We start from the raw sequence: 16,650 nt of genomic DNA, 5'->3' as shown, positions 1-16,650 counted from the left end.
AAAGGACATTCCCCATGCGTATCGTTGTTGCATTGGGCGGCAACGCCCTGCTGCGCCGCGGCGAACCCATGACCGCTGACAACCAGCGCGCCAATATCCGCACCGCCGCCGAACAGATCGCCAAGGTTCACCCTGGCAACGAGCTGGTCATCGCCCACGGTAACGGCCCGCAGGTCGGCCTGCTGGCCCTCCAGGGCCTCTCCTACAAGCCGGACGAAGCCTACCCGCTGGACGTGCTCGGTGCCGAAACCGAGGGCATGATCGGCTACATGATCGAACAGGAGCTGGGCAACCTGCTGCCGTTCGAAGTGCCGTTCGCCTCGCTGCTGACCCAGGTCGAAGTCGACCCTAACGACCCAGCCTTCAAAGACCCGACCAAGTTCATCGGCCCGGTCTACGACAAGGACGAAGCACTGCGCCTGGCCGACGAAAAAGGCTGGAAGGTCAAGCCCGACGGCGACAAGTACCGCCGGGTCGTGGCCAGCCCCAAGCCGATCCGTATCTTCGAGATCAAGCCCATCACCTGGCTGCTGGAACGCGGCACCGTGGTGATCTGCGCCGGCGGCGGTGGCATCCCCACCATGTACGACCCTGACAAGACCAAGCGCACCCTCAAGGGCATCGAAGCGGTGATCGACAAGGACCTGTGCTCGGCCCTGCTGGCCAGGGAACTGCGCGCCGACCTGCTGGTGATCGCCACCGACGTCGATGCCGCATACATCGACTACAAGAAGCCAACCCAGAAAGCCATCGCCGAAGCGCACCCCGACGAGCTCGAACGCCTGGGCTTTGCCGCCGGCTCCATGGGCCCGAAAGTCCAGGCAGCCTGCGAGTTCGCCCGCCTGACCGGCCGGGTGGCAGTGATTGGTTCGCTGGAGAACATCGAGAAGATCGTGCAAGGTACCGGCGGCACCCGCGTGAGCATCGCCAAGCCAGGAATCAGCTACCGTTGATTGCAGTAGGCGGGCACCTGGGTGCCCGCCATTTTCACCCTTTCGGAGATTCCGCCATGGCTAAGTACGAGCCCGGTCACGTGCACATCGAGCGCGACGCCCTCAATACCCTTGACCACAGCTACGACCTCAACATCGAGTACGAAGCGACCACGCTCGACCCCAAGGAAGGCCGTGGCATCCAGTTCCACATGCATGGCACCATCGAGGGCAAGCCGGTCGACGAGAAGTTCTTCCTGCCCAAGGACCAGGTATTGCCCAGCTTCCTGATGGTGCTGAGCCGCAAGGCCCAGTCCTACCTCGCACCGCCCAAGAAATTCGAGAACCTCAGCTCGCCGCACAAGCTCTACGACCTGATGTTCGAAGACATCCGCCACAAGCTGGATATGAAGTCCGGTGACGCGGTCAAGATCGACAGCCCCGATTGAGCCCCCAATCGCCGGCAAGCCGGCTCCCACAGGTACTGCGCTGAACCCAGGGCAGCGAAATACCTGTGGGAGCCGGCTTGCCGGCGATTAGGCTTCACCCGTAACACCAAGGCATACTACCGCCCTCCTCCGGCAACCAGCCTGCCCTCTTCATGCGCATCCACGTCAGTTTCATCGACCGCGTCGGCATCACCCAGGAAGTCCTGGCCCTGCTCGGTGCCCGCCACCTCAACCTGGACGCCGTGGAGATGGTGCCGCCGAACGTCTACATCGACGCCCCGACCCTCAGCCCGGCCGTGCTCGAAGAGCTGCACGACGCCCTGTTCGAAGTGCACGGCGTGCAGTCGGTGGACGTGGTCGACATCCTCCCCGGGCAACGCCGCCACCTGCAGCTCGATGCCCTGCTGGCCGCCATGAGCGACCCAGTGCTGGCGGTGGACAGCGCAGGCAAGGTGCTGCTGGCCAACCCCGCGCTGATCGCCCTGTGCGGCCGCGAATCGGCCGGGCGCTCGGTGGGCGAGCTGTTCAACGACGCCGGCCTGCTCCAGGCGCTTCTGGACAACAACTTCCACCTGCCGATGCGCGAAATGCAGCTCAACGGCCAGAGCCTGCTGCTGGACGCCACGCCGATCACCAACGCCGGTGGCCTGCTGACCCTGTACCCGCCCAACCGCATGGGCGAACGCCTGTCGGCCTTGCACCACGACCACGCCGAAGGCTTCGACGCCTTGCTCGGCGACTCCCCGGCCATCCGCACCCTCAAGGCCCGCGCCCTGCGCGTGGCGGCGCTGGATGCCCCGCTGCTGGTGCATGGCGAGACCGGCACCGGCAAGGAGCTGGTGGCCCGCGCCTGCCATGCCATCAGCAGCCGCCATGCCGCGCCCTTCCTGGCCCTGAACTGCGCCGCCCTGCCCGAGAGCCTGGCCGAGAGCGAGCTGTTCGGCTATGCCCCCGGCGCCTTTACCGGCGCCCAGCGCGGCGGCAAGCCCGGGCTGATGGAACTGGCCAACCAGGGCACGGTGTTTCTCGACGAAATCGGCGAGATGTCTCCTTACCTGCAGGCCAAGCTGCTGCGTTTTCTCAGTGACGGCAGCTTCCGCCGGGTGGGCGGCGACCGCGAGGTGAAGGTCGATGTGCGCATCATCAGCGCCACCCACCGCGACCTTGAGCGCATGGTCGCCGAGGGCACCTTCCGCGAAGACCTGTTCTACCGCCTCAACGTGCTCAACCTGCAGGTGCCGCCGCTGCGCGACCGTGGCCAGGACATCCTCATGCTGGCGCATTTTTTCATGCAGCAGGCCTGCACGCAGATCCAGCGCCCGCCCTGCCGGCTGACACCCGCCACCCACTCGGCGCTGCTGGCCAACCCCTGGCCAGGCAACGTGCGCCAGCTGCAGAACGTGATCTTCCGCGCCGCTGCGATTTGCGAAGGCAACCTGGTGGACATCGGCGACCTGGACATTGCCGGCACCTCGGTGGCACGCGGCCAGGATGGTGAGGTGGCGAGCCTGGAGCAGGCAGTGGGCGATTTCGAACGCGAGTTGCTGCAACGCCTGTATGCCAGCTACCCCTCGACCCGGCAGCTGGCCGGGCGCCTGCAGACCTCGCATACCGCGATTGCGCAACGTTTGCGCAAATACGGCATCCCCAAAGCTAATTCCTGATTTTCTACAGCTTTTTCCTACACATATTTGGCCATCACCCCCGCGAAAATGGAGGCACCGTTCACGCCCGAATACAACAAAGAGTTACAGAATGCTTGAGCTTGATTTCTATGGAACGCTGGTCGCCGCATCGCTGGTACTTCTCCTCGGACGCGGCCTTGTCGCACGCATCCATTTCCTGCGCATCTACAACATCCCCGAACCTGTAGCGGGCGGCCTGGTGGTTGCCCTGGTGCTGCTGGGCCTGCGCGGCCTCGATGTGCAGGTGCAGTTCGACACCTCGCTGCAATCGCCGCTGATGCTGGCCTTCTTCGCCACCATCGGCCTTAACGCCGACCTTGCCAGCCTGAAGAAAGGCGGCCGCGTGGTGGCCATTTTCCTCTTTGCCGTCACCGGCCTTCTGCTGGTGCAGAACGCCATGGGCATCGGGCTGGCCAAGGCGCTGGGCCTAGACCCCCTGATGGGCCTGCTGTCCGGCTCGGTTTCCCTGTCGGGCGGCCATGGCACAGGCGCTGCGTGGGGGGCGACCTTCAGCGAGAAATATGGCCTGGTCTCGGCGTCGGAACTGGCGCTGGCGGCCGCAACCTTCGGCCTGGTGCTGGGCGGCCTGATTGGTGGCCCCGTCGCCCGCCTGCTCATGAGCCGGGTGCAGGCGCCGGGGCTGGATCAGCAAACCCCGCACTTGCCCAAGGGGTTCGAGCAGCCGAACAAGGAGCGCTTGATCACCCCGTTCTCGATGGTCGAATCGCTGGCCCTGATTTCGGTCAGCCTGATGGGTGGCTCCGTGCTCAACGGCCTGCTGCTGGGCACGGCCTTTGAATTGCCGACCTTCGTCTGCGTGCTGTTCGTGGGCGTGCTGCTGCGCAACGGGCTGGCGATGTTCGGCCTGTACCAGGTGTTCGAGCGGGAAGTGTCGGTACTGGGCAATGTCAGCCTGTCGCTGTTCCTGGCCATTGCCCTGATGTCGCTGAAACTGTGGGACCTGGCTGCACTGGCGTTGCCGTTCTTCACCATCCTGGCCGTGCAGACGCTGGTGATGGCGCTGTTCGCCATCTTCGTCACGTTCAGGCTCATGGGCAGCAACTACGACGCCGCCGTGCTGGCGGCAGGGCATTGCGGCTTCGGCCTGGGGGCGACGCCGACGGCCATCGCCAACATGCAGGCCGTGACCCAACGCTACGGCCCTTCGCATATCGCTTTCCTGGTCGTGCCGATGGTGGGCGCCTTCTTCATCGACATCATCAATGTGATCGTGATCAAGCTCTACCTCGCCCTGCCCTTCTTCACCGTCCTGTAAAGCCCTCTTCACACCTATGTATCGATTTCACTACATCGTATTGAAATCGATACAAACCCTCTCCGGCACCCACAGCCAAGGGTTTGATCCTCAAACCCTTTTCTGGCCCACGCATTCCGTATCGATTTCATTCCACCAACAAGTCTCAGTACTCGCCAAGAATCTATAACTAACTGATTTATATGATTTTTTTGTAGATGGCCGAGATATTGCTTGAAGGAATCCCAACCCAAGAGCGCGAACCCACCGCGCCCAACGCCCTGCCCCTTGAGGATTCCCCATGAGCGAGTTGCGTTTCACTGAAGATCACGAATGGCTGCGCACCGAGGCCGACGGCAGTGTCACCGTGGGCATCACCGCCTACGCCCAGAACGCCCTGGGCGATGTGGTCTTCGTGCAACTGCCGGAGCTGCAGCAGTACGACAAAGGCGCTGAAGTCTCCACCGTCGAATCGGTGAAGGCCGCCAGCGGCGTGTACATGCCGCTGGAAGGTGAAGTGCTGGCCGTCAACGAAGCCCTCAACGACAGCCCCGAACTGGTCAACGAAGACCCGCTGGGCGAAGGCTGGTTCTTCCGCTTCAAGCCCGCCGACAGCCAGGCAGTGGCCGCCCTGCTCGACCAGGACGCCTACGACCGCCTGATCAAAGCCAACGACGACGCCTGAGGAATTCGCCATGACCACTAACCTCGGCACCGCCAACGAATTCATCGCGCGCCACATCGGCCCGCGCGCCGCCGACGAACAGGCCATGCTGGCCACCCTGGGCTTCGACTCGCTGGACGCCATGAGCGCCGCCGTCATCCCCGACAGCATCAAGGGCACCAGCGTGCTCGGCAGCGAAGACGGCCAGAGCGAAGCCGATGCACTGGCCGCCCTGAAGGCCATCGCCGGCAACAACCAGCTGTTCAAGAACTACATCGGCCAGGGCTACTACAACACCCACACCCCGGCCCCGATCCTGCGCAACCTGCTGGAAAACCCGGCCTGGTACACCGCCTACACCCCGTACCAGCCAGAAATTTCCCAGGGCCGCCTGGAAGCGCTGCTGAACTTCCAGACGCTGATCAGCGACCTGACCGGCCTGCCGATCGCCAACGCCTCACTGCTCGACGAAGCGACCGCCGCCGCCGAAGCCATGACCTTCTGCAAGCGCCTGTCGAAAAACAAGGCCAGCCATGCCTTCTTCGCCTCCGTGCACTGCCACCCACAGACCCTCGACGTGCTGCGCACCCGCGCCGAACCCCTGGGCATCGAAATCGTGGTGGGCGACGAGCGCGAGCTCGGCGATGTGAGCGCCTTCTTCGGCGCCCTGCTGCAATACCCTGCCAGCAACGGTGAAGTGTTCGACTACCGCGAACTGGTGCAGCGCCTGCACGCCGCCAATGCCCTGGTGGCCGTGGCCGCCGACCTGCTGGCCCTGACCCTGCTGACCCCGCCGGGCGAATTCGATGCCGACGTGGCCATCGGCAGCGCCCAGCGCTTTGGTGTGCCGCTGGGCTTCGGTGGCCCGCACGCCGCCTACTTCGCCACCCGCGACGCCTTCAAGCGCGACATGCCGGGCCGCCTGGTCGGGGTGTCGATCGACCGCTTCGGCAAGACCGCCCTGCGCCTGGCCATGCAGACCCGCGAGCAACACATCCGCCGCGAAAAGGCCACCAGCAACATCTGCACCGCCCAGGTGCTGCTGGCCAACATCGCCAGCATGTACGCCGTGTACCACGGCCCGCAAGGCCTCAAGCGCATTGCCCAGCGCACCCACGCACTGACCGCGATCCTTGCCGCCGGCCTGAAAACCCTGGGCATCGAGGTGCTGGGCGACACCGCCTTCGACACCCTGACCCTGGCCACCGGCAACGCCACCGCCAGCCTGCATGCCAAGGCCCGTGAGCAGCGCATCAACCTGCGCCAGATCGACGCCGGCTCGCTGGGCCTGTCGCTTGACGAAACCACCACCCAGGCCGATGTCGAGGCCCTGTGGCAGGTCTTCGCCAACGGCCAGGCACAACCTGACTTCGCCAGCCTGGCCGCCAGCACCGCCTCGCGCCTGCCTGCCGCCCTGCTGCGCCAGTCGGCGATCCTCGAGCACCCGGTGTTCAACCGCTACCACAGCGAAACCGAGCTGATGCGCTACCTGCGCCGCCTGGCCGACAAGGACCTGGCGCTGGACCGCAGCATGATCCCGCTGGGTTCGTGCACCATGAAGCTCAACGCCGCCAGCGAAATGATCCCGGTGACCTGGGCCGAATTCGGCAACCTGCACCCGTTCGCCCCGGCCGAGCAGAGCCAGGGCTACCTGCAGATGACCCAGGAGCTTGAAGCGATGCTGTGCGCCGCCACCGGCTACGACGCCGTGTCGCTGCAGCCCAACGCAGGCTCCCAGGGCGAGTACGCCGGCCTGCTGGCGATCCGCGCCTACCACCGCAGCCGCGGCGAAGGCCACCGCGACATCTGCCTGATCCCGTCCTCGGCCCACGGCACCAACCCTGCGACCGCGCACATGGCCGGCATGCGTGTGGTGGTCACCGCCTGTGACGCCCGCGGCAACGTCGATGTCGAGGACCTGCGGGCCAAGGCCATCGAACACCGCGAGCGCCTGGCCGCGATCATGATCACCTACCCGTCGACCCACGGCGTGTTCGAGGAAGCGATCGGCGAGATCTGCGCGATCATCCACGACAACGGCGGCCAGGTTTACATCGACGGCGCCAACATGAACGCCATGGTCGGCCTGTGCGCCCCGGGCAAGTTCGGCGGCGACGTGTCGCACCTGAACCTGCACAAGACCTTCTGCATCCCCCACGGCGGTGGCGGCCCGGGCGTCGGCCCGATTGGCGTCAAGTCGCACCTGGCGCCGTTCCTGCCGGGCCACGCCCAGCTGGAAAACCGCGAAGGCGCCGTGTGCGCCGCGCCGTTCGGCAGCGCCAGCATCCTGCCGATCACCTGGATGTACATTCGCATGATGGGCGGTGCCGGGCTCAAGCGCGCTTCGCAGATGGCGATCCTCAACGCCAACTACATCGCTCGCCGCCTGGAAGAGCACTATCCTGTGCTGTACACCGGCGGCAATGGCCTGGTCGCCCACGAATGCATCCTCGACCTGCGCCCGCTCAAGGACACCAGCGGCATCAGCGTCGACGACGTGGCCAAGCGCCTGATCGACTTCGGCTTCCACGCCCCGACCATGTCCTTCCCGGTGGCGGGCACGCTGATGATCGAACCGACCGAAAGCGAGTCCAAGGAAGAACTCGACCGCTTCTGCGCGGCCATGATCCAGATCCGCGAAGAGATTCGCGCCGTGGAGAACGGCAGCCTGGACAAGGACGACAACCCGCTGAAGAACGCCCCGCACACCGCGGCCGAGCTGGTTGGCGAATGGGCTCATGGCTACAGCCGCGAGCAGGCGGTGTACCCGCTGCCGAGCCTGGTGGAAAGCAAGTACTGGCCGCCGGTCGGGCGGGTCGACAACGTGTTTGGTGACCGCAACCTGGTCTGCGCCTGCCCGTCGATCGAGAGCTATCAGGACGCCTGACCTGACTGGCTTGCCGGCCTCATCGCCGGCAAGCCGGCTCCCACAGGCGCCGCGCCGTCCTTGTGGGAGCCGGCTCGCCGGCGATGGGCTGCGCAGCAGCCCCAATCGGCTTAACCAGGAGGAACCACCATGTCCCTGAGTGTCTTCGACCTGTTCAAGATCGGCATCGGCCCCTCCAGCTCCCACACGGTCGGCCCGATGCGCGCCGCTGCGCGCTTTGCCGAAGGCCTGCGGCGCGACGGCCTGTTGGCCAGCACCGCCAGCGTCAAGGCCGAGCTGTATGGCTCGCTGGGTGCCACCGGCAAGGGCCATGGCAGCGACAAGGCGGTATTGCTCGGCCTGGAAGGCGAGCACCCGGATACCGTCGACACCGAAGCCATCCCCGCCCGCCTGCAGGCGATCCGCGCCAGCGGCCAGCTGCGCCTGCTCGGCGAGCACGCCATCGCCTTCGTTGAAAAACAGCACCTGGCGATGATCCGCAAGCCGCTGGCCTACCACCCCAATGGCATGATCTTCCGCGCCTTCGACAGCGCCGGCCTGCAGATCCGCAGCCGCGAGTACTACTCGGTGGGTGGCGGTTTCGTGGTCGATGAAGATGCCGCCGGCCACGACCGCATCGTCGAGGACAGCACGCCGCTCATCTACCCGTTCAAGACCGCCAAGGAGCTGCTCGGGCATTGCACCGCGCAACAGTTGTCGGTGAGCCAGGTGATGCTGGCCAACGAGGCCGCCTGGCGCCCGGAGGCCGAGACCCGCGCCGGCCTGCTGCGCATCTGGCAGGTGATGCAGGACTGCGTCCAGGCCGGTTACCGCCATGAAGGCATCCTGCCGGGCGGGCTGAAGGTCAAGCGCCGCGCCCCGGCGCTGTATCGCCAGCTCAGCCAGCACCCGGAAGCCAACCTGCGCGATGCACTGACGGTGCTCGACTGGGTCAACCTCTACGCGCTGGCGGTCAATGAAGAAAACGCCTACGGCGGGCGTGTGGTCACGGCGCCCACCAATGGCGCGGCCGGCATCGTCCCGGCAGTGCTGCACTACTACATGCGCTTCGTGCCGGGCGCCAGCGAGGACGGGGTGGTGCGCTTTCTGCTCACCGCTGCGGCGATCGGCATCCTGTACAAGGAAAACGCCTCGATCTCCGGGGCCGAGGTTGGCTGCCAGGGCGAGGTCGGAGTGGCCTGCTCGATGGCCGCCGGCGCCTTGTGCGAAGTGATGGGCGGCACCGTGCAGCAGGTCGAGAACGCCGCCGAGATCGGCATGGAACACAACCTCGGCCTGACCTGCGACCCGATCGGCGGGCTGGTGCAGGTGCCGTGCATCGAGCGCAACGCCATGGGCTCGGTGAAGGCCATCAACGCGGTGCGCATGGCCCTGCGCGGCGACGGGCAACACTTCGTGTCGCTCGACAAGGTGATCCGCACCATGCGCCAGACCGGCGCCGACATGAAAAGCAAATACAAGGAGACCGCCCGCGGCGGTCTGGCCGTCAACATCATCGAATGTTGACCCGACAATAAAACCAAGGAGTCCTTGATGTCCGAAACACTGCAAAAGACCCCGCTGCACGCCCTGCACCTGGAACTGGGCGCACGCATGGTGCCGTTCGCCGGCTTCGACATGCCGGTGCAGTACCCGCTGGGCGTGCTCAAGGAGCACCTGCACACCCGCGATCAGGCTGGCCTGTTCGACGTCTCGCACATGGGCCAGATCATCCTGCGCGGCAAGGACGCTGCCCGGGCCCTGGAAACCCTGGTGCCGGTGGACATCGTCGACCTGCCGGTGGGCATGCAGCGCTACGCCATGTTCACCAACGCGCAAGGCGGCATCCTTGACGACCTGATGGTCGCCAACCTGGGCGACGACACCCTGTTCCTGGTGGTCAACGCCGCCTGCAAGGACCAGGACCTGGCCCACCTGCAACGGCACATCGCCAGCCGCTGCGAAGTCCAGCCGCTGTTCGAACAGCGCGCCCTGCTCGCCCTGCAAGGCCCGGCTGCGGCCAAGGTGCTCGAGCGCCTGGCGCCGGAAGTGGCCGGCATGACCTTCATGCAGTTCCGTCCGGTCAGCCTGCTCGGGCAGGACTGCTTCATCAGCCGCTCGGGTTACACCGGCGAAGACGGGTACGAAATCTCGGTGCCGGTTGAAGCCGCCGAAGCCCTCGCCCGCCGCCTGCTGGCCGAACCCGAGGTGCAACCGATCGGCCTGGGTGCCCGCGACTCGCTGCGCCTGGAAGCCGGCCTGTGCCTGTACGGCCACGACATGGACACCAACACCACGCCGATCGAGGCCAGCCTGCTCTGGGCGATCTCCAAGGTACGCCGCGCCGACGGCGCCCGCGCCGGAGGCTTCCCCGGTGCCGAGGCGATCTTCGCCCAACAGCAACAGGGTGTGGCACGCAAGCGCGTCGGCTTGCTGCCGCAGGAACGCACCCCGGTGCGCGAAGGCGCCGAGATTGTCGATGCAACTGACAAAGTGGTCGGCAAAGTGTGCAGTGGCGGCTTCGGCCCGACACTCGGTGCACCGCTTGCGATGGGCTATGTCGATATCGAACATGGCGCAATCGATACACCACTGTTTGCCAGGGTGCGCGGTAAGAAGGTGGCCCTGAAAGTCAGCAAAATGCCTTTTGTTCCGCAACGTTACTATCGCGGTTGAAGGCACCGTGTGAGGTTATCTGGCAGGTTCGCGATATTCGATTTCGAACCTGCCCAATAACTTTTGAACACGGCGCCAGGCCAGGCTGCATGCCGTTTCCAACAAACTGTTCGGTCACTGGAAAAAGCCTGATTTTCCAGACGACCAAGGGCTTGTTTTTTTCGCGGGAGTTGGCGTAGAGTCACTTCACTGTGTTTGCATGGGTCGCAACAGTTCGTGACCTGGGCCAGTAGCCGCAATCTGCTACAACCCGTTCGACGTCTCTTACTTTCCTGCAACCCAGCCCAGTACTCTTTCACTCTTATATAACGTGAAAGAAACTGTCATTAAAATTCAAGCTTCATAGGAAATAAGAAAATGGCTGAGCGTCAGAACGGTACCGTCAAGTGGTTCAATGACGAAAAAGGTTACGGTTTCATCACCCCAGAAAGCGGTGCTGATCTGTTCGTGCACTTCCGCGCCATCGAAGGCAACGGTTTCAAGAGCCTGAAAGAAGGCCAGAAAGTCACCTTCGAAGCAGTCCAGGGCCAGAAAGGCATGCAGGCTGACAAGGTTCAGGTCCTCGGCTAAGCCGCTCGAGACTTCGAAAGAAAGCCCCTGCCCAGTGCAGGGGCTTTTTTTTGCCCGTAGAATACCGGCTTCGCCATTCGGAGCCGTTTTGCATGTCCAAGCCTCTGCTCTCACCCCAGGGTGATTTCCCACCGGTCGGCCTTGGCCGGCGCCTGGCGGCGATGTTCTATGACTTCTTGCTGTGCACGGCGCTGCTGATCGTCACTGCCGGTGCCTACAAGATGATCCAGATGGCGATCATCGGCGAAGCCCGCATGCGCGAGCTGACCGAAGCCGGCGCGCTGGACGGCGACCCGCTGCTTTCCACGGTCTTGTTGTTCGTGCTGTTCGGCTTCTTTGCCAAGTTCTGGACCCATGGCGGGCAGACGCTGGGCATGCAGGTGTGGGGCGTGCGGGTGCAGAACGCCGATGGCAGCGCCATCAGCCTGTGGCAGGCGCTGCTGCGTTTCGTGGTCTCGATCGCCTCGTGGCTGTGCCTGGGGCTGGGCTTCTTCTGGTCGTTGATCGACAAGCGCCAGCGTGGCTGGCATGACATCTACTCGGAAACCCAGCTGGTGCGGGTGCCCAAGCGCAATAAATAGCCGTAAGCAGCTGCCCATGAAAAAGCCGACCCTGAGGTCGGCTTTTTCATTGCAGCCAGGCCATCATCCCGCCCGGCGCAGCAACCACACCCCGGCCAGGGCACAGACCCCCGCCGGAATCACCACCGCCAACAGCGGCGGGAAGCCGAACACCTGGCTCGAAGGGCCCAGCAGGTCGCCGGCGATGCGGAACACGAAGCCCACCAGCACCCCGGTGAACACCCGCTGGCCGAGGGTTACCGAACGCAGCGGCCCGAAGATGAAGGAAATCGCCATCAGCACCAGCGCCGCCGTCACCATCGGCTGCAGCACCTTGGTCCAGAACGCCAGCCAATAGCGGGAGTTGTTCAAGCCCTGGTCGGACAGGTAGTGGATGTAGTCCCACAGCCCGCTGATGGACAGCGACTCCGGCGCCAGGATCACCGTGTTCAGCAGCTCTGGCGTGACCGACACGTCCCAGCGCTCCTCGGGGGCCTTGACCACTTCGGTATGGTCGCCACGGAAGTAGGTGGTGCTGACGTCGCTGAGCAGCCAGTGGTCCTGGTTGTACTGGGCACGGCGGGCGAAGCTCGAGGTGACGATCTTGCGATCGCTGTCGAAGCGGTAGCGGGTCACCCCCAGCAGCAGGCCATTGGGCTGCACGGCGTTGATGTGCACGAACTCCTCGCCCTGGCGGTGCCACATGCCGCGCTTGGAGCTCTGCGCCTCACCACCGCCCTGGGCCAGGGAACGGTCGGCCTGGGCCTTGTTCTCGGTGACCGGGGCGACGTATTCGCCGATCAGCACGCCGACCAGCATCAGCACCAGCATCGGCTTCATCACCGCCCAGACGATACGCCCGATGGACACACCGGCGGCGCGCATGATGGTCAGCTCGCTGTTGCTGGCCAGGCTGCCCAGGCCGATCAGGCAGCCGATCAGCGCGGCCATCGGCAGCATGTCGTACAGGCGCCGCGGTGCGGTCAGCAGCACGAAGCTGCCGGCGTCCATCACGGTGTAGGTATCGCTCAGGTCGCTCATCTCATCGATGAAGGCGAACAGCGAAGCCAGGCCGAGGATGATCCCCAGCACGGCGAGGATGGCCAGCAGCACGCTCTGGCCGATGTAGCGATCGAGCTTAGCCACGGGCCACCTCCGCACGACGCGCAGCCATCTTCAGGCGCAGCGGTTCCCAGTACATCAGGCCAAGGCCGATCAACAGGAACAGGGCGTGCACCCACCACAGCCCCAGGGCGATCGGCAACTTGCCCTTTTCCAGGGCGCCGCGAGCGGAAATCAGCATTGTCAGGTAGGCCATGTACAAAAGAATCGCCGGCAACAGCTTGAGGAAGCGGCCTTGGCGCGGGTTGACCCTGGCCAGCGGCACCGCCAGCAGGGTCACGACGAATACCAGGATCGGCAGCGAGATTCGCCATTGCAGCTCGGCACGCTCGCGCAGGCCGCCACTGCCGAACAGCTCGGAGGTCGGAATCGCTTCGCGTTCGGTCACTTCCTCGCTGACTTCAGGCTTGGGCAGCAGCACGCCGTAGGTGTCGTACTTGATGGCGCGGTAGTCGGCCTGGCCGGGGTTGCCGTCGTAGCGGTAGCCGTTTTGCAGGACCAGGTAGCGGTTGCCGTCGGCCTGCACTTCCTGGTGGCCTTTTTCGGCGACCAGCACCGAAGGTGCGCGGTCCTTGGTCTTGTCCTGGTTGAAGCGCTTCTCGGAGATGAACACCCCGGCAAGGTTGCTGCGGTCATCGGACAGCTCTTCGGTGTAGGTCACCCGCGAGCCATCGCGCAGGGTCTGGAAGCGCCCGGGCACCAGGGTGTCGAACTCGGTCAGGGCGTCCTGCTGGCTGATGATCTGCTGCACCTGGGCCACGCCCAGCGGTGCCAGGCTCAGGCTCAGCCAGGCGACCAGCAGGGCGACCAGCGCAGCCGGTGCCATGGTCAGGCCGAGCAGGCGCTGCTGGCTCATGCCGGTGGCTGACAGCACGGTCATTTCGCTTTCCAGGTACAAGCGGCCGTAGGCCAGCAGGATGCCGAGGAACAGCCCCAGCGGCAGGATCAGTTGCAAGAAGCCCGGCAGGCGGAAACCCATGATCAGAAACAGCACGCTCGGGTCGAGCACGCCCTGGGCCGCCTGGGCCAGGTACTTGATGAAGCGCCCGCTCATGATGATCACCAGCAGCACGGCGCTGACGGCGCTCAAGGTCAACAGGACCTCGCGGGACAGATAACGAAAGACGATCAAGCCAGACACTCCTGGGTTGTCAGGGGCGGATTGCCAAACAAAGGCTTACGACAGCCAAGACCAATGCCGGTTCGCCGGGGGCGAACCTCCATGTAAAGTGCGCGCATTATCCTGTGATTGGCCGCGCCTGTCACTTGGCCGCGCATGAAGGTGGACAACGGGGTTGTCAGCACGCTTGCCAGAGGCTCAAACTGGCAGCTTTTCCACTGGTCCGCGAGCACGCGGCCAGGCCCGTCCAGAGCGCGAGACATCCAAGCGCCAACTGCATCGATCATTCGGGGACCCTGACATGGAACTGGTTGTAAAAAGCGTAGCCGCTGCATCCGTAAAAACCGCCACATTGGTTGTCCCGGTGGGTGAAGGCCGCAAGCTCGGCGCCGTTGCCAAGGCCGTCGACCAGGCTTGCGAAGGCGCCATCAGCGCCGTGCTCAAGCGCGGCGACCTGGCCGGCAAGCCTGGCCAGACCCTGCTGCTGCAAAGCCTGCCGGGCCTGAAGGCCGAGCGCGTGCTGCTGGTCGGCGCCGGCAAGGAAGAAGCCCTTGGCGATCGCACCTTCCGCAAGCTGGTCGCCAGCGTGGCCGGTGTGCTCAAGGGCCTGAACGGCAGTGACGCGGTGCTGGCGCTGGACGATATCGCGGTCAGCAACCGTGATGGCCACTACGGCAAGTACCGCCTGCTGGCCGAGACCCTGCTGGACGGCGAATACGTGTTCGACCGTTTCAAGAGCCAGAAGGCCGAGCCTCGCGCACTGAAGAAAGTCACCCTGCTGGCCGACAAGGCCGGCCAGGCCGAGGTCGAGCGCGCCGTCAAGCACGCCAGCGCCATCGCCACCGGCATGGCCTTCACCCGCGACCTTGGCAACCTGCCGCCAAACCTGTGCCACCCGAGCTTCCTGGCCGAGCAGGCCAAGGACCTGGGCAAGGCGCACAAGGGCCTGAAAGTCGACGTGCTGGACGAGAAGAAGATCAAGGACCTGGGCATGGGCGCGTTCTACGCCGTGGGCCAGGGCAGCGAGCAGCCGCCACGCCTGATCGTGCTGAACTACCAGGGCGCCAAGAAGGCTGACAAGCCGTTCGTGCTGGTGGGCAAGGGCATCACCTTCGACACTGGCGGCATCAGCCTGAAGCCAGGCGCCGGCATGGACGAGATGAAATACGACATGTGCGGCGCCGCCAGCGTGTTCGGCACCCTGCGCGCCGTGCTCGAGCTGCAGCTGCCGATCAACCTGGTGTGCCTGCTGGCCTGCGCCGAGAACATGCCCAGCGGCGGCGCCACCCGCCCAGGCGACATCGTCACCACCATGAGCGGGCAGACCGTGGAAATCCTCAACACCGACGCCGAAGGCCGCCTGGTGCTGTGCGACACCCTGACCTACGCCGAGCGCTTCAAGCCGCAAGCGGTAATCGACATCGCCACCCTGACCGGTGCCTGCATCGTCGCCCTGGGCAGCCACACCTCGGGCCTGATGGGCAACAACGATGCACTGGTCAACCAGCTGCTGGACGCCGGCAAGCGCGCCGACGACCGCGCCTGGCAGCTGCCGCTGTTCGATGAGTACCAGGAGCAGCTGGACAGCCCGTTCGCCGACATGGGCAACATCGGTGGGCCAAAGGCCGGCACCATCACCGCGGGCTGCTTCCTGTCGCGCTTCGCCAAGGCCTATGACTGGGCGCACCTGGACATCGCCGGCACCGCCTGGATCAGCGGCGGCAAGGACAAGGGCGCCACCGGCCGCCCCGTGCCGATGCTGACCCAGTACCTGCTGGACCGCGCCGGCGCCTGATGGCGCATGACCGGTGGCGCCTGAACGCGCCACCGGTCGGCAGACACCACCATGAGCCAAGTCGATTTCTACATCCTGCCCACCGACTCGCTGTCGGCGCGGCTGGATTTCGCCTGCAAGCTGTGCGAGAAGGCCTGGCGCCTCGGCCACCGGGTCTACCTGCACTGCCAGGACGCCGAACAGCGCCAGGCGCTGGACCTGCGCCTGTGGCACTTCAAGGGCGAGGCCTTCGTCCCCCACGACCTAGCCGAGGCCCACGCCGATGCCGCCGTGGCCCTGGGCCTGGGCGCCGATGCCGGTGAACACCGCGACCTGCTGATCAACCTGGGTGCCGATGTGCCCGCGTTCGTCGGCCAGTTCCAGCGGGTTGCCGAGATCGTGGTCGAGGAGCCAGGCATCCGCCAGTCGGCCCGTGAACGATTCCGTTTCTACCGCGAACAGGGCTATGCTCTGCAAGACCACCGCTTACAGCGACTTTAATGACGATGGACAAGCCCTCCGCCCTACCCGATTCCGCCCATCTGCTCGACGACCTGGAGTCGATTCGCCAACTGCTGGGTGATGCCGACCTGCAGCCGCCGTTGTTGACCGAGACGGTCGAGCAGATTCCACTGCTGCTGGACACCCCCGCCGGCAATGCCGCGCCGGCGCCTGAGCCGCTCAAGGCCGAGCCCGAGCCCGAAGACGACCCGCAGACCCGCCGCCAGGACACTTTGCTGCACCTGGAGGCCGAACTGCGCGCGGCGGCGCAGCTGATCATGCAGGACGTGATCAACGACTTCACCCCGCATATCGAGACCGAGATCAAGCGCCGCCTGGATGCGCGCATCGAGCGGTTGATCCAGCGCTCCGAATAAGCCCTGACGGCCTCATCGCCGGCAAGCCGGCTCCCACAGGTAAAGCACCAGCCTCCAGCGCAATGGTGAACCTGTGGGAGCCGGCTTGCCGGCGATAGG

At 65.0% G+C, this 16,650-nt stretch carries 15 protein-coding genes; 13 read left to right on the top strand and 2 right to left on the bottom strand.

Features of this window, described 5'->3' with window-relative positions; all coding sequences use genetic code 11:
• Positions 1-14 precede the first annotated feature (14 nt).
• From arcC to L6D75_RS11840, 10 genes are all read left to right on the top strand, one after another.
• The gene (gene arcC / locus L6D75_RS11885; protein ID WP_176514640.1) at positions 15-953 is read left to right on the top strand and encodes a carbamate kinase; all 939 of its coding nucleotides are present in this window, start codon (positions 15-17) and stop codon (positions 951-953) included.
• A gap of 56 nt (positions 954-1,009) precedes the next feature.
• Entirely contained in the window at positions 1,010-1,381 is a 372-nt protein-coding gene (locus L6D75_RS11880; protein ID WP_176514639.1) for a DUF5064 family protein, read from the top strand.
• 152 nt (positions 1,382-1,533) lie between these two features.
• The gene (locus L6D75_RS11875; RefSeq protein ID WP_176514638.1) at positions 1,534-3,045 is read left to right on the top strand and encodes a sigma-54-dependent transcriptional regulator; all 1,512 of its coding nucleotides are present in this window, start codon (positions 1,534-1,536) and stop codon (positions 3,043-3,045) included.
• Positions 3,046-3,136: 91 nt separating this feature from the next.
• Positions 3,137-4,342 carry a sodium/glutamate symporter gene (gltS, locus tag L6D75_RS11870; RefSeq protein WP_176514636.1) on the top strand — a complete coding sequence of 402 codons (1,206 nt, stop codon included), beginning with the start codon at positions 3,137-3,139 and terminating at the stop codon, positions 4,340-4,342.
• 280 nt (positions 4,343-4,622) lie between these two features.
• A complete protein-coding gene (gcvH, locus tag L6D75_RS11865) occupies positions 4,623-5,006 on the top strand; it encodes a glycine cleavage system protein GcvH (RefSeq protein ID WP_176514634.1) in 384 nt (127 codons plus the stop codon).
• Positions 5,007-5,016: 10 nt separating this feature from the next.
• Positions 5,017-7,872: an aminomethyl-transferring glycine dehydrogenase gene (gene gcvP, locus L6D75_RS11860; protein ID WP_176514632.1), complete on the top strand. Its 2,856-nt coding sequence runs from the start codon at positions 5,017-5,019 to the stop codon at positions 7,870-7,872.
• A gap of 129 nt (positions 7,873-8,001) precedes the next feature.
• Positions 8,002-9,378: an L-serine ammonia-lyase gene (locus tag L6D75_RS11855; RefSeq protein ID WP_176514630.1), complete on the top strand. Its 1,377-nt coding sequence runs from the start codon at positions 8,002-8,004 to the stop codon at positions 9,376-9,378.
• Between the two features lie 24 nt (positions 9,379-9,402).
• Positions 9,403-10,527, top strand: coding sequence for a glycine cleavage system aminomethyltransferase GcvT (gene gcvT, locus L6D75_RS11850; protein WP_176514628.1), 1,125 nt, complete (start codon positions 9,403-9,405; stop codon positions 10,525-10,527).
• Between the two features lie 357 nt (positions 10,528-10,884).
• Positions 10,885-11,097, top strand: a complete 213-nt coding sequence (locus tag L6D75_RS11845; protein ID WP_008094261.1) for a cold-shock protein — start codon at positions 10,885-10,887, stop codon at positions 11,095-11,097.
• A gap of 92 nt (positions 11,098-11,189) precedes the next feature.
• On the top strand, positions 11,190-11,678 hold the full coding sequence (locus L6D75_RS11840; protein WP_176514626.1) for an RDD family protein: 489 nt from the start codon (positions 11,190-11,192) through the stop codon (positions 11,676-11,678).
• Between the two features lie 63 nt (positions 11,679-11,741).
• Here the strand turns inward: L6D75_RS11840 and lptG are convergent, their stop codons facing one another.
• A complete protein-coding gene (lptG, locus tag L6D75_RS11835) occupies positions 11,742-12,803 on the bottom strand; it encodes an LPS export ABC transporter permease LptG (protein ID WP_176514624.1) in 1,062 nt (353 codons plus the stop codon).
• The gene (gene lptF / locus L6D75_RS11830) at positions 12,796-13,911 is read right to left on the bottom strand and encodes an LPS export ABC transporter permease LptF (RefSeq protein ID WP_176514622.1); all 1,116 of its coding nucleotides are present in this window, start codon (positions 13,909-13,911) and stop codon (positions 12,796-12,798) included. Before lptF ends, lptG begins: the two co-directional genes overlap by 8 nt.
• Positions 13,912-14,200: 289 nt before the next feature.
• Here lptF and L6D75_RS11825 point away from each other — a divergent pair, with 289 nt between their 5' ends.
• Genes L6D75_RS11825 through L6D75_RS11815 form a run of 3 tightly spaced genes read left to right on the top strand, consistent with a single transcriptional unit; the run spans position 14,201 to position 16,551 of the window.
• A complete protein-coding gene (locus tag L6D75_RS11825) occupies positions 14,201-15,694 on the top strand; it encodes a leucyl aminopeptidase (RefSeq protein ID WP_176514620.1) in 1,494 nt (497 codons plus the stop codon).
• 51 nt (positions 15,695-15,745) lie between these two features.
• Complete coding sequence (locus tag L6D75_RS11820; protein WP_176514618.1) at positions 15,746-16,174, top strand: DNA polymerase III subunit chi; 429 nt, start codon at positions 15,746-15,748, stop codon at positions 16,172-16,174.
• A gap of 5 nt (positions 16,175-16,179) precedes the next feature.
• Positions 16,180-16,551 (top strand): DNA polymerase III subunit chi, encoded by a 372-nt coding sequence (locus L6D75_RS11815; RefSeq protein ID WP_176514616.1) that lies wholly within the window; start codon positions 16,180-16,182, stop codon positions 16,549-16,551.
• Positions 16,552-16,650 lie beyond the last annotated feature (99 nt).

Origin of the sequence: Pseudomonas faucium, from assembly GCF_021602585.1 — a bacterium.
Taxonomy (GTDB): domain Bacteria; phylum Pseudomonadota; class Gammaproteobacteria; order Pseudomonadales; family Pseudomonadaceae; genus Aquipseudomonas; species Aquipseudomonas faucium.
This window is presented reverse-complemented; position numbering and strand designations above follow the sequence as displayed.